This window comes from Nocardiopsis sinuspersici (genome assembly GCF_001998325.1).
GTDB classification, from domain to species: Bacteria; Actinomycetota; Actinomycetes; order Streptosporangiales; family Streptosporangiaceae; genus Nocardiopsis; species Nocardiopsis sinuspersici.
Genome location: NZ_MCOK01000001.1, coordinates 1594411 through 1613607, shown reverse-complemented (window position 1 = coordinate 1613607; position 19197 = coordinate 1594411). Strand labels below are relative to the sequence as shown.

Genomic DNA, 19197 nt, shown 5'->3' with positions numbered 1-19197 from the left:
GGGGAGCACGTGGAGGTGCGCGGCGCCGACGGGCCCAGCAGGAGCGAGACCGCGACCGGCCCCGGCGCTTCGGTGAGGGCCCGCTCAGCCCACGTAGCGCCGGGCCTTGGACTCCCGGCGGGGACCCTCCAGGGCACGCAGTCCCCGTTCCACCTCGGGCGGGACCGGCCTGCGCTCCCTGAGCACCCACGGCAGGCCCGCCAGCGCCTCGGCGACGGCCATCGCGCTGGAGCGGTCGCGCGGCACCGACCGCAGGATCGACCGGGTGTGCCGCCACGCGCCGTCGGCGGGGCGCCGCAGCCAGGCGGTCCACAGGGTGTTGCGGATGCCCAGGCGGCGCCGCCGGGAGGGGTCTCGCACCGGGGAGGCGGCGTGGTGGGCGACCGTCTGCTCGTCCCAGCACATCCACCACCCGGCGGCGGCCAGGTCCAGCGCCAGCAGTTCCTCCTCCCCGCCCAGCCACAGGCGCGGGGAGAAGCCCCCCACCTCCTGGAAGGCGCGGACGCGGAACACGGTGACCCCGGCCAGCACCCCCAGCAGGGCGGGCCCGGGCAGCCAGTCGGGGCCCGGGACCGGCGAGTACCGCAGCTCGGGGGTGAGGGGGTCCTCGTGTCCCCCGGGTTCGACGAGCAGGCGCGCCGTCACCGAGCCCAGGCCGGGGTGGGCGTCCAGCAGCTCGGCCGCCCGTTCGAGGGAGCCGGGCTCCCACCAGGTGTCGTCGTCGCAGAAGGCGACGTAGGGCGTGTCCAGGGCCTCCACGCCGACGTTGCGGCCCACCGAGCCCAGGTTGGCGCCCGCCCGGATGAGCCGTACCCACGGGTGGCGCTCGCCGACCGCGTCGGACGTGCCGTCCGTGGAGGCGTTGTCCACCACCACGGTCGGCGGCGGACCGGGCAGCTCCTCCAGGCGGTCCAGGGTGCGCAGCAGTTCCTTCCGCCGGTCGCGGGTGATGACCACGATCCCGACGCGGGCTTCCTCGCTCATGCCTTCTCCAACAGGGACAGGTCGCGTTCCACGCGCGCGGGCACCGGGCGGCGCCGCGCCATCGCGGCGGGCAGGGCCCGCAGTGCCCCGGCCAGGGCCCCGCGGGCGACCGGGTCGCGCAGCGAGCGCCCGGCCAGCCGCGCCGTCCGGGCCAGGGCCAGGCCCCGCCGGCGGCGCAGCCATACGGTCAGCAGCGCGTTGCGCTCCTCCAGGGTCCGCCGCCACCGGCCGGGCGGGCGCATGGAGGAGGGGTGGTGGTGCACGTGTACGTGCTCCAGGTGGCACAGGTCCCAGCCCGCCGCCGCGAGGTCCTGGGCCAGGAGCGCCTCCTCCCCCGCGAAGAACAGCAGCGGATCGAAACCGCCCACCTCCTTGAAGGCCTCGCGCCGCACCACGGCCGCGCAGGCCAGGAAGCCGAGGATCCGCGGCCCCGGCAGGCCGCCGCCGTCGGGCAGCGGGCTGTGCGCCAGTGCCTCGTTGACCGGGTCCGGCCTCTCCTCCTCCCCCACGAACACGGACGCCGCCACGAGCCCCAGCCGCGGATGGGCGTCCAGGGCGTCGGCCGCCGCCTCCAGCGCCCCCGGGGCCCACCAGGAGTCGTCGTCGCAGAAGGCGACGTAGGGCGTGTCCGCGCGAGCCACGCCGGTGTTGCGGGCGGCGCATCCGACGTTGCCGGGCTCACGCACGAGCATGACGTCGGGGAACCCGGAGCGGACGGCCTCGGCGGTGCCGTCGGTGGAGGCGTTGTCCACGACCACCACGGGCGGTCGGGGCTCCAGCTTCTCCAGGTGCCGCAGCGTGCGCAGCAGTTCGTCGCGGCGGTCGCGGGTGGCCACCACCACGGTGACCCGCGCGTGCTCCGGGTTCCCCATTCCGTCCTCCCCAGCGTCCTGCCGTCCTTCACTCGGCCGTCTCAGTTGGCGGGTGTGGCCCCCTCGGGCAGGTCGTCGTAGCGGGAGCGCTGCTCCACGAAGTAGGCGACGGTGCGCCGCAGCCCCTCCTCCAGGCGTATGCGCGGACGCCAGTTCAGGACCTCGTCGGCCAGGCGGATGTCGGGGCGCCGAAAGCGCGGGTCGTCCTCCGCGCGTTCGATGAACGTGAGTCCCTCCCGCGCGCCGGTGACGTTCAGGACGATGCGGGCCAGGCTCAGCACGGACAGCTCCTCGTCGCTGCCGATGTTGATCGGTCCCGTCGCCTTGCTGTCGGCCAGGGCGAGCAGGCCCCGCACGGTGTCCTCCACGTAGCACAGCGACCGCGTCTGGTGGCCGTCGCCGGCCACCGTCAGGTGCCGGCCCTCCAGGGCCTGGGTGACGAAGGTGGGCACCATCCGGCCGTCGTCGGCGCGCATGCGCGGCCCGTAGCAGTTGAAGATGCGCGCGATGCCCACGTCCGCCCCGCGTGCCCGGTGGTGGGCCATCGTCAGCGACTCGGCGTAGCGCTTGGCCTCGTCGTAGACGCTGCGCGGGCCGACCGGGTTGACGTTGCCCCAGTAGGTCTCGCGCTGCGGGTACTCCAGCGGATCGCCGTACACCTCGCTGGTGGAGGCCAGGACCATGCGCGCGCCGTGCTCCTCGGCCAGTTCCAGCACGTTGCGGGTGCCCAGGCTGCCCACCTCCAGCGTCTCCACCGGAAGGCGCAAGTAGTCCGGCGGCGAGGCGGCCGAGGCCAGGTGGAACACCGTGTCCACGGGTTCGTCCAGTGCGAGCGGTTCGGTGATGTCGGCCTCCCTCAGTTCGAACCGCGGGTGCCCGGCCAGATGCCCCACGTTCTCCGCACGGCCGGTGGCGAAGTTGTCCAGGCACACCACGTGTGTGCCCCTCTCCAGCAGCCGTTCGCACAGATGGGAGCCGATGAAGCCGGCGCCACCGGTGACCAGGGCCTTTCCACTCGACGCGGGTTCTCGCATCGTCGCCCACCTCCTCGGAGGGTCTCACCACTTGCCTGGGTCTGTTGTCTGGAGGGCTGGGTCGTCGGGGCGGGTCCGGGCGCCGCCGGGCGCCGGAGAGGCGCCGGGGGACACGGCGGCACCCGGACACGTGGGCGGGGACGCGGCCTAGGGCCAGGACGTCTCCTGCGAGGAGCAGACGACCATCTCGCGCACCTCGCAGCCGGGCGGCTGGCGCAGCGCGAACACCACCGTGCGGGCCACGTCCTCGGGCGCGTTGAGCTTGGCGTCCGGACCGGGCTTGTACTGCTCGGGCCTGTCGTCGAAGAAGGCCGTGCTCATGCCGCCCGGGACCAGGAGCGTCACCCCGACCTGGCCGGCGAGTTCGGCGGCCAGAGCCCGGGTGAAGCCCACGACCCCGAACTTGGAGGCGCAGTAGGCGGTGGCGTCGCTGAGCGCGCGCAGGCCGAGGGTGGAGGCGCAGTTGACCACCGTGCCCTCGGAGGAGCGCAGGTGCGGCAGGGCCGCGCGGGTCACGGCGGCGGTGCCGAGCAGGTTGACCTGGATGACCTTCTCCCAGTCGTCCGCGGACACGTCCGTGAGCGTGCCGCAGGCGTCGGTCCCGGCCGCGTTGACCAGGGCGTCGATGCGCCCGTGCTGGACGACGACCTGCTGGACGGCGCGCTCGACCGCCTCGCGGTCGGCCAGGTCCACCTGCTCGAAGGGCATGTCGTTGCCCGGGTGCTGCTTGTCGAGAATGATCGGGTGCCCGCCCTCGGCGGCCACGGCCTCGGCCGTGGCGGCTCCCAGGCCCGAGGCACCTCCGGTGATCAGCGTGTTTCCGAGTGGACGCATATATCCCCCGTTCCTCATGTCGGACTCGTCAGTGGCGACCGGCTCGTGGCCGGTGGTCTGTGGGTGGTCGGCGCGGACCCGGCCGTCTCAGCGGACGGGCACGTTGTCGCGGCCCCGACCGCGTATGCGGGTGATCAGCCCGGTCGTGGAGTGGCCGGGCACGAGCGGCACGGTGACCACCTCTCCCCCGGCCCGCCGTACGACGGGTGTCTCCGGCAGCTCCTCCACGTCGTAGTCGCCGCCCTTGACCCACACGTCGGGCCGCAGCTCCTCCAGGGCGTGCGCGGGCGTCTCCTCGCCGAACACGACGACCTCGTCCACGCAGTCGAGCGCGGACAGCACCCGGGCGCGGTCGTGCTCGCCGACGACGGGTCTGCCGGGTCCCTTGAGCGCCCGCACGGAGGAGTCGCTGTTGAGCAGCACCACCAGGTGGTCCCCCAGGGCACGGGCCCGCCGCAGCAGGTCGACGTGGCCCGCGTGCAGGACGTCGAAGCAGCCGCCGGTGGCCACGACGCGCCCGGCGCGCCCGCCGGCGGCGGTCCCCGCGTCGGCCGCGACGCGCGGAGCTGGCGCGGTCGCCGGTGCGGCCGCGGCACGGGGAGCGGGTGTGCCGGGGCGCGGGCGGGTGTGGGCCGCCGCTCCGCCCCGGGCCACGAAGGCCGACGCCGAGCCGACCCCGTGGCGGACGGCGTCGCGCACGTTCGCTCCGTCGGCCAGTGCCGTGGCGCACGCCGCGGCGAAGGCGTCGCCCGCCCCGCAGGTGTCCTCCGGTGCGTCCACGGGCTCGCCCGGCACCAGGGCGCGTGCCCCGGCCCCGTCGGCCCAGGCGGCACCGTGCGCGCCGAGGGTGACGGCCACGGAGTGCGTCCCCCACACTCCGGCCAGCTCACCGGCCCGGTTCAGGGCCCGCTCGCCCTCGTCCTCGGCCACCTGGGCCTCGGCCGCGTTGGGCGTGACCAGGCGCGCCCCGCGCAGGGGCGCCGCGCCGCGCGGGTGCGGGTCCCACACGAGCGGGACGCGGTCCGCGCACTCGGCCAGGGCCTCGCGTACGGCGCTCTGGCGGGTGAGTCCGTGCCCGTAGTCGGCCACCAGCACGGCCGAGGCGCCCGCCAGGGCCCGGGCCACGTCGGCTCCGGACGCGGTCTCCTCCACACCGTCGCACCCCTCGTCCATGCGGGCCACGGTGCGCCCGTTGGCCTGGACACGGGTCTTGGTGGGCGTGCGCTCCATCAGGGGCAGCCCCACCAGGGTGACCCTCCCCTCCAGCAGGGCGGCCAGGTCGTCGGCTGCCGCGTCGCGGCCCACGGCGGTCACCAGGACCACCTCGCGGCCGTCCTCGCGGGCGCACAGCGCGGCCAGGGCCGCGCCGCCCGGCCTGTACCAGGCCTCGGTCCCCTCCAGCACGGGCGCGGGCGCGTCGGGGCAGTCGCGTCGGGACACGCCCCGCATGTCCACGTCGAGCAGGGCGTCGCCGACCACCACCACGGGTCCTTCGGCGGCGCTCACGTGGCGGCCCTCCGGGCCGGGACGAACACCTCGTGCTCACGCGCCGCCACCTCCCGGTCCACCGCTGCGCAGAACACGTGGACGAGCGCCAGGTGGACCTCCTGCACGGTCGAGGTGCTCGGTGCGGGGACCGCGACCGTCTCGTCGCTGAGCGACTCCAGGGCGCTGGGGCCCGGGCCGGTCATCGACCAGCAGGTGACGCCGAGTTCGTGCGCGACCTTGGCCGCGGCGACGACGTTCTCGCTGTTGCCGCTGGTGGACATGCACACCAGCAGGTCGCCGGGCCGGGCGTGGGCGCGCAGTTGGCGCGCGTAGACCTGGCGGTACCCGTAGTCGTTGGCGATGGCGGTGACGCTGGAGGTCTCCGCGTGCAGCGCGATGGCCGACAGGGGCGCGCGCTCGTTCTCGAAGCGCCCGGTCAGCTCGGCCGTCAGGTGCTGGGCCTCGGCCGCACTGCCGCCGTTGCCGCAGGCGAACAGGCGCTGCCCGTCGCTCAGGGCCCGCGCGGCGCGGGCGCCCCACTCCTCGACGCGGGCCGCGTCGGTGCCGTCCAGGGCGGAGCTGAGCCGCCTCAGGTGTGTGTGCATCACTCCTCGCCTCCCCTGGCCGTGGTGCCGACCGGCGTGCTGCTGACCGCGCGGGGCGCCGGAACGCCCGCGCCGACCGTGCCGGTCACGTGCAGGTAGCACTCCTCCGTGCGCCGGGCCACCTCCGCCCAGGAGTAGCGCTCCCGGGCGCGCTCGGCCGCCGCTTCGGCGAAGGAGGACCTGGACCCCTCGTCGGAGAGCAGCCAGCGCATGGCGCGGCCCAGCCGCTTGGGCGAGCGGGGCGGCACGAGCAGGCCGGTCTCCCCGTGCACGACGGTGTCCACGTGACCGCCCACGCGGGAGGCGACCACGGGGACACCGCAGGCCATCGCCTCGACGGTGGAGATCCCGAAGGGCTCGTACCAGGGCACGTTGACGGCCGCGTCGACCGACCTGAGCAGGGCGGGGACCTCGTAGCGGTCCACACAGCCCAGGAAGCGGACCCGGTCCTCGACGCCCATGCGCTCGGCGACCATGCGCAGCCGCACCGCCTCGGGCTGGGTCCACAGGCGGTCCAGGTCGGCGCCTCCCGCGATCACCAGTTCGGCCTCGGGCACCTCGGCCAGCGCACGGATCACCGTGTCCACGCCCTTGCGCCTGACCAGGCGGCCCAGGCTGAGCAGGCGCGGCCGGTCGCCGCGCGCGGCGGCGGGACCCTTCGGGGTGAAGCGTGAGGTGTCCACGCCGCAGGGCACGACGGCGACGCGCTCGGGCGGGACGCCCCACTCCCCGAGTTCGCGGCGCTCCTCGGTGGAGGTGGCCACGACCATGTCGCACTGGCTGGCCACGGCGCGCTCGGTCGGGATGCGGTCCACGGGGCTGGTGTCGTCCGAGCCCTGGTGGCGGTGCTTGACGGTGCCCAGGGCGTGGAAGGTCTGCAGGACCGGCAGGCCCAGGGTGTTGGCGGCCCGCAGTGAGGCGAAGCCGCTCATCCAGAAGTGGGCGTGGACGACGTCCGGCCGGTGGATCCGCCAGGCCGCCCGCAGCCGCTGCGCGAACTCGGGCATGTAGCGGGGAAGCTCGTCCTTGCTGATCGGAGCCGCCGGACCGGCGCGCACGTGCTCCACACGCACTCCCGGGCCCATGGACACGGTGTCGGGTTTCTCGGCGTCGGTGCGGCGCGTGTAGACGGCGACCTCGTGTCCGCGCGCGGCGAGCGCCGTCGCCAGCTCGGCCACGTGGACGTTCTGGCCGCCCGCGTCCTCTCCGCTGATCGCCGCCAGCGGGCTGGCGTGTTCGGAGACCATGGCGATCCTCATGACGTCACCTCCTGTAGCACCCGGTCCCAGTCGTCGAGGAACCGGGTGAGCCCGTAGCGGCGCAGGGCCGCGGCTCGGGCGGCCGTGCCGGTGCGGAAGGCGAGGTCGCGGTCCTCATGGAACGCGTGCAGCGCCTCCGCGAGTACTCGGGGGTCGGTCGAGACGGTGCCCGCCTCCGGTGGTACGGCCTCGTGTGCCTCCGTGGTTCCCAGGACGGCGACGGGAAGGCCGAGCATCATGGCCTCGATGAGGGAGAGGCCGAGCGAGGTCCACCGCAGGGGATGCGCGTAGGCGCGGCGGCGGGCGAGCTGGTCGTGCATGGCGCCCTGGGGCAGGTCCTCGTGGGCGCGCAGTCGTGAAGGCGGCAGCCCGAAGTGGTCGGGGACCCCGGCCACACCCATGCCGAACAGGTCCAGGGGCACCCTCTCGGCGAGTGTGGGGAGCAGGTCGGTGCCGGTGAAGCGCCAGCGGCGCAGGGGCTCGTTGAGCACCACGCCCGTGCGGGCGGTCTCGCCGGTGTACCGGTACCCGGGGTCGGGCACGCCGTGCTCGATCACACGGGTGGGGGCGCGCCCGCAGTCCCAGAACAGGTCGTTGAAGTGGGTGACGTGGACGACGGGGATGTCGTCGCGGTCGGCCATGGGGTGGCGGGTGACCGGCACGTCGTTGCGCGGGGTGTTGTGCTCCACGTAGACGGCGGGCACGTCCCTGCCCAGGGTGCGGCCCAGGAGCCTCTCGGCCAGGGCGAGCTCGTGCGGGCGCTGGAGGATGACCAGGTCGGGCTCGCTCCCGCGTATCCGTTCCCAGGGCGTGTCCACGGCGTTGCGCGGCCAGTCCCACGTCCGCGCGCGCCCCCGCCCGTCCGGCCCCCGGTCGGGGGTCGCCGGCAGCAGGCAGGTGTGCCCGCCGTGGACGAACGCGGTGGTCCACGAGCCGTGGACGTGCCAGAGCAGGATCCGCAGGACGCGCCGGGGCGTCCTGGCCTCGCCCTGGGACATGTCGGCCGAGGCCGTCTCGGCCGAGACGGCCGTGTTCGGTGCCGGGGTCGGGTGGTGGACGGTCATCGTTCCCCCAGGAGTTCGTCGACGGCGGTCAGGACGTCGTCGGAGGAGACGGAGCCCAGACAGGGATGGCCGGGTACGGGGCAGACCCGGGCCCGGGTGTCGGCGCAGGGCGCCCGCTGGTCGCCCAGGACACGCACCGGCGTGCCGTAGGGAGCCCAGGCGGAGGCGGGCACGACCGGGGAGAAGAGCGAGACCACGGGCGTGCCGACCGCGGCGGCCAGGTGGGCGGGGCCGGTGTTGCCCGAGACCAGGACGGCGGCGCGGTCGAGCAGGTCGGCCAGTTGGGCGACGGTGGTGCGCCCGGCCAGGTCCGTGCCGCCGTGCGCGGCGATCTCCCCGGCCAGGTCCGCCTCACCCGCCGAGCCGGTGACCAGGACGCGGTGTCCGCGCTCGGCGAGCGCGGCGACGGTCTTGGCGGCCAGGTCGGGCGGCAGCTCCCGGGAGGGCGCGTCCGCGCCGACGTGGACGACCGCGTACCCGTCCGGCCCGGTCACCCTCCGGGTGTCGGGCAGTGGACGGCGCACCGCCAGGCGCCCGGTCTCGCCCTCGGGAGGCGGGTACCCGGCGGCCTCGGCCAGGGAGAGCATCCGCTCGGCCTCGGGGATGCCGTGGGCCACGTGGTGGCGCACGTCGAGCAGGCTGCCCGGGTAGTCCTCGCTGATGGCGCAGACCCGCGGTACCCCGGCCATGCGCAGGAGCAGGGCCAGCGGCAGGGGCGACTGGTGGAAGGAGGTCAGCAGCACGGCGGCGTCCGCGCCGACGCGGGACAGGCGCTCCACGAGACCCGTGACCTCCTCGCGGTCCACCGGAGGCGGGTCGGCGGCGATCCAGGGAGCGCACCAGGTCAGGACCTCGTCCACGCCCGGCAGCATCGCGGCGGCCTCGGCGCCCCGGGGCCCGGCCAGGTAGACCACCCGGTCGGCGCCGTGGGCGACGGCGCGTACCGCCGGTCCCGACAGCAGGACGTCGCCCATGCTGTCCAGTCGTGCCACGAGCACGGTGCCACCACTCACGGAGCGCCCCCTCCCAGGAGGCGCAGCACGGCCGCCTCCAGGTCGGGTGCGGTCTCGGGGGCGACCCGGCTCTCCGCCTCCAGGGTCGCCGCGGTGGGCACGAGCACCCCGCGCGCGCCCGCGGCGCGGGCGGCGTCGACGTCGGAGCCGATGTCGCCGACCAGAGCGCACTGGGAGGCGAACAGGCCCAGCTCGGCCGCGGCGGAGTGGACCATGCCGGGTTCGGGCTTGCGGCACCGGCAGCCGTCCTCCTCGCCGTGCGGGCACATCCGCCAGACGTCGAAGGGGCCGAGCAGTTCGTCCACACGCCGGTTGACCGCCTCCACCTGGTCGTGGGTGAGCAGCCCGCGGGCGATCCCGGACTGGTTGCTCACCACCCCGACGGCGAGTCCGGCGCGGCGTGCCAGGGCCAGAGCCCGTGCGGCGGTGGGCGTGGGCCGCACCTTGTCGGGGTCGCCGTTGTAGGGGACGTCCTCGACCAGGGTGCCGTCCCTGTCGAACAGGATCGCCCGGACACCGGTGGCCGGGCTCGCCCCGGCGTGGCGGATCTCGCCGCGCAGCCGCTGCCAGCAGGCCAGGGGCGGGATGAGCGCGCTGGTCACCACCATGTCGGTGACCTCGGCGGCGGTGGCGGGACCGCCGGTGACACGCCGCCCGGCGAAGGCGGCGGTGCGCGCCGCCCACAGGGCGCCGAGCGCGGCGGCCGTCCTCCGGTGTCCGGTCAGCGCGGCTCCGGCGGCGGCCGCGAGCGCGGCCGTGGTCACGACGTGCCCGCGCAGGCCGCCGGGCCCCTCACCGACCCGGTCGCGCCAGTGGCGTCCGTGCAGGCGGTCCATCAGAGCGTTGTCGGCGTTGCCGCGCTGGGCGGGAAGGCTGGACCAGCGGCCGCCGCCGCGCAGCGGGTGCACGCACTCTCGCTCGCCCCCGACCAGGGTGTATCCGGCGTCCATGACCCGCAGGGCCAGGTCGGTGTCCTCCCGGTAGGCACGCGGGAAACGCGTGTCGAAGCCGCCGACCGCCTCCAGCGCGCTCCTACGGTAGGCCATGTCGGCGGTGATCCACGGGGCGCCCTCCAGGGCCAGGGTGGCGCGTTCGGCGTCCGTGGGCCCGCGTCCCTCGGGCCGGGGCACGGTGACGCGCCCCTGGCTCGCCCCCGCCTCGGGGGACATGGAGGCCAGGTCCGCGCACAGCCGCTCCGGCCAGTCGTCGGGCGGGGCGACGTCGTCGTCCAGGAAGGCGATACACTCGCTGCGGCAGGAGTGCCATCCGGCCTGGCGGGCGGAGGCGGGACCGCCGCCCCCGGTACGCAGGACGCGCACCCGGGCGTGGTCGGTGCCGGGCAGGGGCCCGGTCTCCGTCAGGGGCCGGTCGTCGGCGACGACGATCTCCTCGGGGGCCGCCTCGGGCGGCGCGTCGAGCAGTGGTCGGAGCACACGGGGCAGGGTGTGGCGCCCCACCGTGGGCACGACGACCGAGTAGCGGGCCGCACTCATCGGTACACCCTCTCTCGCGGGTGGCGGCGGACCACGAACGGTCCGATCGCCAGGACGTCCACGGGCGCCGAACCGAAGCACTCCAGGGCGTCGCGCGGGGAGTCGACCATGGGGCGTCCGGCGGTGTTCAGGCTGGTGTTGACCAGGACGGGCAGGCCGCTGCGCGCCTCGAAGCGCTCCAGCAGGCGCGAGGTGAGCGGGTCGTCGGCCGGTGAGACGGTCTGGACCCGGGCGGTGCCGTCCACGTGGACCACGGCGGGTATGCGCTCGCGCCAGTCGGGGTGCACGTCGTGGACGAAGAGCATGTAGGGGCTGGGCAGGGGCCCTCCGGAGAAGATCTCCGGCGCCCTGCGCTCGGCCACCATCGGCGCGACGGGCCGGAACTGCTCGCGGCCCTTGACCCGGTTGAGCCGTTCGAGGTTGCCGGAGTTGGCGGGGTTGGCGAGCAGGGAGCGGTGTCCCAGGGCGCGGGGCCCGTACTCCGAGCGGCCCTGGAACCAGGCCACGAGGGCGTCGCCCTCCAGGGCCTCGGCCACGGTGTCGGCCAGGTCGTCGGGGCGCTCGAACTCCACGTCGGCCTCGCGCAGTATGCGCCACAGCTCGTCCTCGTCCCAGGAGCGGCCCAGGTCGGCCCCGGGCATGGGTGCGACGTGGTCCTCCACCAACGAGGCCATGTGCATCGCGCCGCCCAGCGCGGTGCCCGCGTCGCCGGAGGCGGGCTGGACCCACACGCGCTCGAAGGGGCTCTCGCGGGCGATGCGGCTGTTGGCGACGCAGTTGAGCGCCACCCCTCCGGCCATCGTCAGGTTCGGGCTCCCGGTCTGCTCGTGCAGCCAGCCGAGCGCGCCCAGGAGCGCCTCCTCCATGGCGGCCTGCACACTGGCGGCAAGGTTGGCGTGTTCCTTGGCGGGCTCCTGGCCGGGCACGCACGGATCGGCGAAGGAGTTCCAGTCCACGCCGGAGGCCCGGACCAGTCCGTCGCCCTCGTAGCCGATGCGCTCGCGCAGCCGGTCGAGCATGGTGGGCTCGCCGTAGGAGGCCAGGGCCATCACCTTGTACTCGTCGCTGGAGCGGTGGAAGCCCACGTGCTCGGTGAGCTCCTCGTAGACCAGGCCCAGCGACTCGGGCAGCGGCTGGCGGGCCAGGACCTCCAGGTGACCGCCGGTGTAGACGCCCGCCAGGTGCGAGGTGCTCTCGCCGCGTCCGTCGGCCACGAACACCGCGCACTCGCCGCCTCCGGCCTCGGCCGGGGCCGCGAGTCCCGTGGAGGCCGCGTGCGCGACGTGGTGGGGCACGTAGCTGACCTTGGCCGGGTCCAGCCCCGGCAGGGCGGTGGCGAGGAAGTGCGGCGCGCGCTCGACGTAGAACAGGCGCAGCCGCTCCCAGCCGCGGTCCTGCCCGGGCCCCTCGGGGTCGGCCAGGGAGGGGTCGTAGGAATAGGCGACGGCGTCCAGGTCGGCCGGGCGCAGGCCCGCCTGTTCCAGGCACCAGCGCATCGACTGCACCGGCAGCTCCCAGGCCGAGAAGGGGACCGCTTCCTTGCCGTGCTTGCGTCGGGAGAATCTCTCCTCCTCGGCCGCCGCGACGGTGTGACCGTCCACGACGAGCGCCGCCGCCGGATCGTGGAAGACGGCGTTGACACCGAGGATTCTCATGACCGCTCCCTCCTTGCCGGAGTCTGTGCACTCGGACGCTGAGCGCACTCACTCGACTACCAGTCGAAGCGACGACTAAACATGGGCCCGGAGCGGGCACACGCCCCCACCTGCCCTGACACCCGCACGCGGGAGAACCCGCCGACACGGAGGGTGACGGGAGGGCCCGCCGGCGCGGGACACGCCGTGCACGGCCGGAGCGGTTCTTGACATGCGACGAAGCGCCATGTTTGTCCCGGTGAATGCGGGCTATGGGACGGATGAGGCCACGGGGTGTTCCGAGCGCTCGCGCCCACACGGGCGGAACCGCTCCCCGGGCGCGAGACCGCCCGACGAACACGGCCGTGGCAGGAGCCGGCAGAAAGGAGCAGGCCATGTTGCGAACCATCGACGAGGTGATGAGCACCCCGGTCCGCACGATCTCACCGGACACGTCGCTGCGTGAGGCCGCGGAGGTCATGCGCGACTCCGACGTGGGCGACGTGGTCGTGACCCAGGACAACAGGATCATGGGCATCCTGACCGACCGCGACATCGTCGTGCGCTGCGTGGCCGAGGGCGGTGACCCCGCCCAGCACACCGCCGAGGAGGTCTGCAGCTCCGAGCTGGCCACGGTGCCGCCCCAGAGCGACATCCGCGACGCGGTGCACGTGATGCGCACCAGCGCCGTGCGCCGCCTTCCCGTGGTGGACGGCGACCGTGTCGTGGGCGTCGTGAGCATGGGGGACCTGGCACGTGCCGTCGACGAGGACTCCGCTCTGGCCGATGTCAGTGCTGCCGACCCCAACCGCTGAGCGTCCGGCCGGGGACGTGCGCCCGCTCCCGCCCGGTCGAGGGGGCCCGGGCGGGAGCGGGCCGTCCCTGCTGGTGTCTCGGGCCCTGGGCCTCGGTGACTTCGCCACGGCCGTTCCCGCGCTGCGCGCGCTGGAGAGGGCGCTGCCCGCGTGGCACAGGGTCCTGGCGGGCCCCTCCTGGTACCGGCACCTGGTCGCGCTGGCCGGGTTGCGCTGGGAGGTCCTGCCGACCGAGCCGTTGTGCGTCCCGGACGGGGCCTCCGCCCCGGACCTGGCGGTCAACCTCCACGGCCGGGGGCCGCAGAGCACTGCGGCCCTGGCCTCCCTGGGGCCGGAGCGGCTGTGGACCCACGGGCACCCGTCCGCGCCGGAGTGGCCCGGCCCCGAGTGGCCGCGGGGGGTCCACGACGCGGAGATCTGGTGCCGCCTGCTGCGTCTGCACGGTGTGGCCGCCGATCCGGACGACCTGAGGTGGCCGCGTCCGCCGGAGTGGGCGGACCGGTCGGGGCCGGGGGACCCTGTGGTCGCGGGGGACACCGCCGTCGTCCACCCCGGAGCCGCCTCGGAGTCGCGCCGGTGGCCCGCGGAGCGCTTCGCGCGCGTGGCCGCACACCTGGCGGCCTCAGGACTGCGGGTGGTGGTGACCGGATCCGAACGCGAGGCGGCCCTGGCCGAGCGGGTGGCCGAGGCCGCCGGGATCGGCCCCAGGGCGGTCCTGGCCGGGCGCACCTCCCTGGACCTGTTGGCGCGCCTGGTCGCCGGGGCCCGGCTGGTGGTGTGCGGGGACACCGGTGTCGGCCACCTGTCCACCGCCTACGGCACGCCGTCGGTACGCCTCTTCGGGCCCGTGCCCCCGCGACTGTGGGGCCCCCGGGTAGACCGGGACCTCCACGTGTGCCTGTGGAGGGGAGGACGGGGCGACCCGCACGCCGCGACGCTGGACCCGGGCCTGGAGGCCATCGGCATGGAGGAGGTCGTCACCGCGTGCGACACCGTGCTCGCCGCGGCCGCCGGCCACGCGGGCGAAGGGGCGGTCGCCGGAAGAGCGGCCGGTGAGAGGACGGCCGGCGAGAAGAGGATCAGCGAGCCCTGACCGCGCCGCGAGGAGCGGTCCGCCTCCGCCAGGGGCGCGCGCACAATCCGGTTGTCCCGGCGGCCGGATCGTGCGGACCACCTCGGCCCGAGGTTCGCCAACACCCGGGCAAGCTTCCTCCAAGTCATGGTTGCGCGCTTTTTCGGGACTCTGCTCATGGGCACGTACACGCTGCGTACCCACCGGCCCCGAGCCGCGTCCGCCGGGCAGGCCACAGAAGCCACAGCCTTCCACCACCGTCCACATGAGCGCACCACCCGTGGGCACCGCGTCTCGGAGGGCGACCGGACATCGCGCGACGACGCGGACGAAACCGGCCCCGGGCCTCAACGAAGTCCATCGACGAGTGAGGTCTTACGTGTCCGCCAACACCGATGCCGTGGAAGCCTCCTCGACCTCCTCCGTCTCCGCGGAGGAGCTCCTGGTGGCCCTGAAGGCACTGTCGAGCCAGGACCCGCGCGCCGTGGCGCTGTGCGAGCGCGTGATGGACCTGTACCGTCCGCTGGTACAGCGGATCGCCCGCCGCTACGACGGCAGGGGCGAGCCCTACGAGGACCTGAAGCAGACGGCCATGCTGGGGCTGGTCAAGGCCATCCACGGCTACGACCCCGAGCGCGGCAAGCCGTTCATCTCCTACCTGCTGCCCACGGTCACCGGGGAGATCAAGCGCCACTTCCGCGACCACACCTGGGCCGTGCGCGTACCGCGGCGGCACCAGGAGAACCGCAGTCAGCTCAGGCGCGTCACCGGCGAGTTCCAACAGGCCCACGCGCGCACCCCCACGACCTCGGAACTCGCCCTGGCGATGGGGATCTCCGAGGCCGAGGTACGCGAGCTGACCCAGGTCTCGGCGGCCTACCGGTCCCTGTCGCTGGACGCGCCCGACGCCTCGGGCTCCGACCGCGGGACGGCCGTCCCGCTGGAGGACCACCTGGGCAGCGAGGACGAGGCCCTGGAGCGGGTGGTCGAGCGCGAGTCGATCAAGCCCGCCCTGGCGCGCCTTCCCGAACGGGAGCGCACGATCCTCATGCTGCGGTTCTTCGGCGACCACACCCAGTCCGAGATCGCCGAGGCGCTGGGCTACTCACAGATGCACGTCTCCCGGCTGCTCGCGGGGGTCCTGGACCAACTGCGCAGGGAGGTCGTCGTGGACCCGGCGCGCGGGGACGGCCGTTCCCGGCCCCGCCGCACGCCACGGACGCCGCCACCGTGACGACGCCGGTGACGCGTTCGGACGTACACGGTCGAGACCGGACGCGGACGCCCGCGGGGGGACGGTGTCCGTAGCTTTGGGGCCATGACCGCACAGAACCGCCCCGCCCTGGGCCTGCCGTGGACCGTGCTGATCGGACTGGCCCTGCTCGCGGTACCCCGCGTGGTACTGCACGACCTCGACGTCATCCACGAGGGGACGTTCGTCAACGCCCTGTTCGTGTTCGTCCCGCCGCTCGTCTGGGTGGTCGTGGCCGTCCTGGCCCGGGTGCCCAGACCGTTCCTGACGCTGTTGGTGGTCGGCCTGGTCTACGGGGTCCTCCTCGCGTTGGGCCACCAACTGCTGTGGGGCGCCTCCTGGGAGGGGAACCCGCCGAGGCTGGGCGGCAACCTCAGCGACCTGCCGCCCCTCGCGCACACGGTCCTCTTCCGCGGCTTCGCCGTGGTGAGCAGCCTGGCCACCGGTGCGGTCGTCGGCGCCCTCAGCGGCCTCGTCGCCTGGGTGATCAACAAGGCCGTGCGCCCACGGGCCCGCGCCTCCTGACGAAGGCACGGCCTCAGATGGCCTCGCGGCGCTGTAGATAGGAGAAGGCGCCCCAGCCGGGCAGCACCGGAAGCCAGAAGGTCAGCAGCCGGAACAGCAGCACCGCGGGCAGCGCGACGGCGGCGGGCACGCCCACCACGGTGGTCATGCCGCCGATCAGGGCCGCCTCCACCGCTCCCAGGCCGCCCGGCGTGGGAGCCGCCGAGCCGATCGCGTTGCCCGCCAGGTAGACCACCGCGACCGCCACCAGGCTCACCTGGGTCCGCGGGTCGGCGAAGGCCAGCACCGAGAAGTGCATGCACAGCACGAACGCCACGGTCAGCAGCAGCGTCCCCCCGAATCCCAGCGCCAGGCTGGACGGGCTCTGGAGCATGTCCAGCAGCCGGGGCAGCACACCGCGCAGGTAGGGCCGGACCCGGTCGACGACGGCCCGCCGAAGCCGGGGCACCAGGAGGGTCATGCCCACCGCGGCCGTTCCTGCGATGCTGATCACGACGACGGTCGGGGACGGCGTGAACCCCGTCCAGTACGAGGTACCGGTGAGGTAGGCGCACACCAGCAGCAGCGGCACGTGCACCATGAAACCGACCAGCTGGGTGAGGCCCACCGCGGACAGGGCCAGTGAGGTGGGCGCCCCCGCCTTGGTGGCGAACCGCGTGTTGATCGCGATCGACCCCAGTCCGGCGGGCGCGGCGATGCGCACGAACGACCCCGCGTACTGGACCATGACGGTGCGCCACCACGGCAGCGGCACGGGCACGAAGCCGATGAGGATCATCGCGGCGGAGAGCGTGCACACCACGGACGCCACGAGGGCGGCCGCCGCCCACCCGGGGTCGGCCTGGCCGATGGTGCTGAAGTCCACCCCGGTGAGCTGGTACAGGAGGACCAGGCCGACGGCGGTCACGACGATCACGCTGACGATGGTGCGCGGACGCATCCGTTCCAGGCGCGCCGGTTCGGAGGGCGCCTCCGGTGCGACGCTCACCACGCGCTCGCGCAGCCGCCCGAGGAGCCCGCGGTCCCCCCGCAGGCCCGCGCGCAGTGTGTAGGGCAGGCCCGCGGGCTGTAGGAACGGCAGGACCGCGGCGGCGGCCGGAACCCCCAGTGCGCGTACCGCGGAGTCCACCGCCCGCTCCACCCCCACCCGCATCGCCAGCAGGGTGACCATGGCGGCCTGGTCCAGGGCGATCTGGAGCTGGGGCGCGGCCACCGCGCCCCGGTCCAGGCCGGTGAAGACCGCGCGTTCGGGGGGCGTGCCCAGGACGCCGACGGTGGCGCCGTTGAGGTTGCCGTGCGCCAGGCGGTGCCGGTGCAGCAGACCGAGCTCGTCCCAGCACAGGTCGAGCAGTTCGTCGGTGAGGTCCCGCTCGTCCAGCTCGTCCAGGGTGCGGAACCCGGGCAGCTCCCGGACCAGCAGGACGGTGCCGGGCCCGAGTTCGCCGACGGCCAGGACGCGGGGGGCGACGACCCCGGCCTGACGGGCGGAGAAGCTCATCAGAGCGGCGTGCTCGGCGCGGCGGCGGACGCCGTAGAGCATCCGGGGCGCCACGGGTCCGCGCAGGAAGAGCAGGTCGCGCAGGCGCCGCCAGAACCCGGTGGTGCTCTCCGAGCTGAGCACGACGACCTCTCCCCCGCGCCCGTCGTCGAGTTCGACCAGGTAGCGGGGGTTGCCCTCCTCGTCGTCGTCCGCGCGGACCACGTCGGTGGCGTCAACACCGAACCGCCGCAGCTCCTCGTGCAGGCGGCCGTCGGGCCGGGGCGGGGGTCTCTCCCCCAGGGCGTAGCGGACCAGGGCCGCGCAGGTGAGGCCGACCAGGGCGGTCAGGACGAGGGCGAGGAGGCTGGTGACCCCGGCCAGGAGCGCACAGACCGCGACGGTGGTGTTGCCCGCCCACAGGGCCGAGCGGACCCGGGGCATCCCGGTGGGCATGGTGCGGGCGAAGGCGAGGACGGCGGCCACGTAGCCGAGGGCCGCGCTGGTGAAGACGCCGTCGGGCGCGGCGATCACCTCGGGGACCCGCTCCGGGCCGATCAGGGCCACGAGGGCGGCGTTGATCAGGGAGGCGAGGGTGTACGCGGCGATTCCGGCGGTGATCGGCCGGGCCAGGGACCGCGGTCCCTCCGTGAACAGGAGGCGCAGGACGACGTAGCTGACCAGGACGATGAGCAGCAGGTTGGCGCCCGCGGCGGCGAACAGGAACAGGCCGGCGGGCAGCAGCGCGCGGAGCCGGTCGGGGTCGGTGGCCTCCACGTCTCCGGTGGCCAGCTGGACGGCGATCATGATCGCCGCCACCACGAGCAGGCCGACCGCGCCCATGAGGAGGTCGACGGGCCTGCGCGGGGCCCGTGCGGCGTGGGGAGACGGGGAGGGGGCGTCGTCGGTTCGGGGTGTCACGTTCCCCAGAGTGCCCGATCGGCGGGGGTCCGGGTACCAGGGGCGGGGGCGTTTCGTGCGAACGGGACCCCTCGCACGAGATCGGATGCGCCGCCGTGCGCGGGGACCGGGTGGGTTCCGGCGCACGGCGGTGTCCACGGCCAGGGGCCTTCTCCGGTGTGGACCGGTCGGCGGGGCGCGGGGCCCCGCCGTCGGTTCCGGCGGCTCAGCGCTTGCGCTGGTAGCGGCGCTGGAAGCGCTCCACGCGGCCCGCGGTGTCCACCACACGGGTCTGGCCCGTGTAGAAGGGGTGGCTGGCGCTGGAGATCTCGACGTCGATCAGCGGGTAGGTGTTGCCGTCGCTCCACTCGATGGTCTTGTCGCTGTCGACGGTGGACCTGGTGAGGATGGCGAAGTCACCCGCGCGGTCGCGGAAGACGACCGGGTGGTAGTCGGGGTGGATTCCGGGCTTCATGTGTCCCCCTGTGGAGTTCGGTCGGTGGAGGGGACCGCCCCGGTCCGGACGGCCGTGCCGTCTGGGCCTGCCGGTGACGGGCCCCGCGGGCGGTGGGCGCTCGCTCAGCGCTCCTCGCGGAAGTCGACGTGCCGGCGGGCGCTCGGGTCGTACTTGCGCAGGGTGAGCCGGTCGGGTGTGTTGCGCCGGCTCTTGCGGGTGACGTAGGTGTAGCCGGTTCCGGCGGTCGACCTGAGCTTGGTGATCGGTCGGATCTCGTTGCGTGCCATGGGTACCTCCTCCGGGTCCACACGTAACAAGTCGATGATAACCGTTTTCATTCCCGCTCCGGCCGGTCGGCGACGGACCGCGCCGCGCCCCGGGAGGAGCCGGGACCTGGAAGCTCCACGGCTCGGCCACCC

Annotated in this window: 18 protein-coding genes; 4 read left to right on the top strand and 14 right to left on the bottom strand. The window is 74.5% G+C overall.

The window, feature by feature from the left end:
• Positions 1 to 84: 84 nt before the first annotated feature.
• From NOSIN_RS06780 to NOSIN_RS06730, 11 genes are all read right to left on the bottom strand, one after another.
• A complete protein-coding gene (locus tag NOSIN_RS06780) occupies positions 85 to 984 on the bottom strand; it encodes a glycosyltransferase family 2 protein (protein ID WP_077689915.1) in 900 nt (299 codons plus the stop codon).
• The gene (locus NOSIN_RS06775; protein WP_077689914.1) at positions 981 to 1856 is read right to left on the bottom strand and encodes a glycosyltransferase family 2 protein; all 876 of its coding nucleotides are present in this window, start codon (positions 1854 to 1856) and stop codon (positions 981 to 983) included. The genes NOSIN_RS06780 and NOSIN_RS06775 overlap by 4 nt, the downstream gene beginning before the upstream one ends.
• A 41-nt stretch (positions 1857 to 1897) precedes the next feature.
• Positions 1898 to 2890 carry an NAD-dependent epimerase/dehydratase family protein gene (locus tag NOSIN_RS06770; protein ID WP_077689913.1) on the bottom strand — a complete coding sequence of 331 codons (993 nt, stop codon included), beginning with the start codon at positions 2888 to 2890 and terminating at the stop codon, positions 1898 to 1900.
• 147 nt (positions 2891 to 3037) lie between these two features.
• Entirely contained in the window at positions 3038 to 3724 is a 687-nt protein-coding gene (locus NOSIN_RS06765) for an SDR family oxidoreductase (protein ID WP_077689912.1), read from the bottom strand.
• A gap of 87 nt (positions 3725 to 3811) precedes the next feature.
• The gene (locus NOSIN_RS06760) at positions 3812 to 5173 is read right to left on the bottom strand and encodes a PfkB family carbohydrate kinase (RefSeq protein WP_143833025.1); all 1362 of its coding nucleotides are present in this window, start codon (positions 5171 to 5173) and stop codon (positions 3812 to 3814) included.
• A 53-nt stretch (positions 5174 to 5226) separates the two neighbouring features.
• A complete protein-coding gene (locus NOSIN_RS06755) occupies positions 5227 to 5817 on the bottom strand; it encodes a D-sedoheptulose-7-phosphate isomerase (protein WP_077689910.1) in 591 nt (196 codons plus the stop codon).
• The gene (locus NOSIN_RS06750) at positions 5817 to 7076 is read right to left on the bottom strand and encodes a glycosyltransferase (RefSeq protein WP_077689909.1); all 1260 of its coding nucleotides are present in this window, start codon (positions 7074 to 7076) and stop codon (positions 5817 to 5819) included. Before NOSIN_RS06750 ends, NOSIN_RS06755 begins: the two co-directional genes overlap by 1 nt.
• Positions 7073 to 8140 carry a glycosyltransferase gene (locus NOSIN_RS06745; RefSeq protein WP_077689908.1) on the bottom strand — a complete coding sequence of 356 codons (1068 nt, stop codon included), beginning with the start codon at positions 8138 to 8140 and terminating at the stop codon, positions 7073 to 7075. The genes NOSIN_RS06750 and NOSIN_RS06745 overlap by 4 nt, the downstream gene beginning before the upstream one ends.
• Entirely contained in the window at positions 8137 to 9153 is a 1017-nt protein-coding gene (locus NOSIN_RS06740) for a glycosyltransferase family 9 protein (RefSeq protein ID WP_077689907.1), read from the bottom strand. The genes NOSIN_RS06745 and NOSIN_RS06740 overlap by 4 nt, the downstream gene beginning before the upstream one ends.
• Positions 9150 to 10646 (bottom strand): HAD-IIIA family hydrolase, encoded by a 1497-nt coding sequence (locus NOSIN_RS06735; RefSeq protein ID WP_077689906.1) that lies wholly within the window; start codon positions 10644 to 10646, stop codon positions 9150 to 9152. The genes NOSIN_RS06740 and NOSIN_RS06735 overlap by 4 nt, the downstream gene beginning before the upstream one ends.
• On the bottom strand, positions 10643 to 12301 hold the full coding sequence (locus NOSIN_RS06730) for a carbamoyltransferase family protein (RefSeq protein WP_077689905.1): 1659 nt from the start codon (positions 12299 to 12301) through the stop codon (positions 10643 to 10645). The genes NOSIN_RS06735 and NOSIN_RS06730 overlap by 4 nt, the downstream gene beginning before the upstream one ends.
• A 374-nt stretch (positions 12302 to 12675) precedes the next feature.
• Here NOSIN_RS06730 and NOSIN_RS06725 point away from each other — a divergent pair, with 374 nt between their 5' ends.
• The 4 genes from NOSIN_RS06725 (at position 12676) to NOSIN_RS06710 (ending at position 15944) form a co-directional block, all read left to right on the top strand.
• Complete coding sequence (locus NOSIN_RS06725; protein WP_077689904.1) at positions 12676 to 13095, top strand: CBS domain-containing protein; 420 nt, start codon at positions 12676 to 12678, stop codon at positions 13093 to 13095.
• A gap of 70 nt (positions 13096 to 13165) precedes the next feature.
• Positions 13166 to 14188, top strand: a complete 1023-nt coding sequence (locus NOSIN_RS06720) for a glycosyltransferase family 9 protein (RefSeq protein ID WP_227015393.1) — start codon at positions 13166 to 13168, stop codon at positions 14186 to 14188.
• 358 nt (positions 14189 to 14546) lie between these two features.
• Positions 14547 to 15401: a SigB/SigF/SigG family RNA polymerase sigma factor gene (locus NOSIN_RS06715; RefSeq protein ID WP_236743315.1), complete on the top strand. Its 855-nt coding sequence runs from the start codon at positions 14547 to 14549 to the stop codon at positions 15399 to 15401.
• An 84-nt stretch (positions 15402 to 15485) separates the two neighbouring features.
• On the top strand, positions 15486 to 15944 hold the full coding sequence (locus tag NOSIN_RS06710; protein WP_077689901.1) for a hypothetical protein: 459 nt from the start codon (positions 15486 to 15488) through the stop codon (positions 15942 to 15944).
• 13 nt (positions 15945 to 15957) lie between these two features.
• Here the strand turns inward: NOSIN_RS06710 and NOSIN_RS06705 are convergent, their stop codons facing one another.
• The 3 genes from NOSIN_RS06705 to rpmG form a co-directional block, all read right to left on the bottom strand.
• Positions 15958 to 18342 carry a flippase-like domain-containing protein gene (locus NOSIN_RS06705; protein ID WP_375539676.1) on the bottom strand — a complete coding sequence of 795 codons (2385 nt, stop codon included), beginning with the start codon at positions 18340 to 18342 and terminating at the stop codon, positions 15958 to 15960.
• Positions 18343 to 18547: 205 nt separating this feature from the next.
• Entirely contained in the window at positions 18548 to 18796 is a 249-nt protein-coding gene (locus NOSIN_RS06700) for a type B 50S ribosomal protein L31 (RefSeq protein WP_077689899.1), read from the bottom strand.
• A gap of 104 nt (positions 18797 to 18900) precedes the next feature.
• On the bottom strand, positions 18901 to 19065 hold the full coding sequence (gene rpmG, locus NOSIN_RS06695; protein ID WP_077693453.1) for a 50S ribosomal protein L33: 165 nt from the start codon (positions 19063 to 19065) through the stop codon (positions 18901 to 18903).
• Positions 19066 to 19197 lie beyond the last annotated feature (132 nt).

Excerpts from the sequence above, each read along its gene's own strand:
- NOSIN_RS06755 (WP_077689910.1), bottom strand. The coding sequence starts at position 5,817 with ATGCACACACACCTGAGGCGGCTCAGCTCCGCCCTGGACGGCACCGAC.
- NOSIN_RS06710 (WP_077689901.1), top strand. The coding sequence starts at position 15,486 with ATGACCGCACAGAACCGCCCCGCCCTGGGCCTGCCGTGGACCGTGCTG.
- NOSIN_RS06770 (WP_077689913.1), bottom strand. The coding sequence starts at position 2,890 with ATGCGAGAACCCGCGTCGAGTGGAAAGGCCCTGGTCACCGGTGGCGCC.
- NOSIN_RS06730 (WP_077689905.1), bottom strand. The coding sequence starts at position 12,301 with ATGAGAATCCTCGGTGTCAACGCCGTCTTCCACGATCCGGCGGCGGCG.
- NOSIN_RS06735 (WP_077689906.1), bottom strand. The coding sequence starts at position 10,646 with ATGAGTGCGGCCCGCTACTCGGTCGTCGTGCCCACGGTGGGGCGCCAC.
- NOSIN_RS06745 (WP_077689908.1), bottom strand. The coding sequence starts at position 8,140 with ATGACCGTCCACCACCCGACCCCGGCACCGAACACGGCCGTCTCGGCC.
- NOSIN_RS06780 (WP_077689915.1), bottom strand. The coding sequence starts at position 984 with ATGAGCGAGGAAGCCCGCGTCGGGATCGTGGTCATCACCCGCGACCGG.
- NOSIN_RS06765 (WP_077689912.1), bottom strand. The coding sequence starts at position 3,724 with ATGCGTCCACTCGGAAACACGCTGATCACCGGAGGTGCCTCGGGCCTG.
- NOSIN_RS06775 (WP_077689914.1), bottom strand. The coding sequence starts at position 1,856 with ATGGGGAACCCGGAGCACGCGCGGGTCACCGTGGTGGTGGCCACCCGC.
- NOSIN_RS06750 (WP_077689909.1), bottom strand. The coding sequence starts at position 7,076 with ATGAGGATCGCCATGGTCTCCGAACACGCCAGCCCGCTGGCGGCGATC.
- rpmG (WP_077693453.1), bottom strand. The coding sequence starts at position 19,065 with ATGGCACGCAACGAGATCCGACCGATCACCAAGCTCAGGTCGACCGCC.
- NOSIN_RS06700 (WP_077689899.1), bottom strand. The coding sequence starts at position 18,796 with ATGAAGCCCGGAATCCACCCCGACTACCACCCGGTCGTCTTCCGCGAC.
- NOSIN_RS06725 (WP_077689904.1), top strand. The coding sequence starts at position 12,676 with ATGTTGCGAACCATCGACGAGGTGATGAGCACCCCGGTCCGCACGATC.
- NOSIN_RS06760 (WP_143833025.1), bottom strand. The coding sequence starts at position 5,173 with ATGCGGGGCGTGTCCCGACGCGACTGCCCCGACGCGCCCGCGCCCGTG.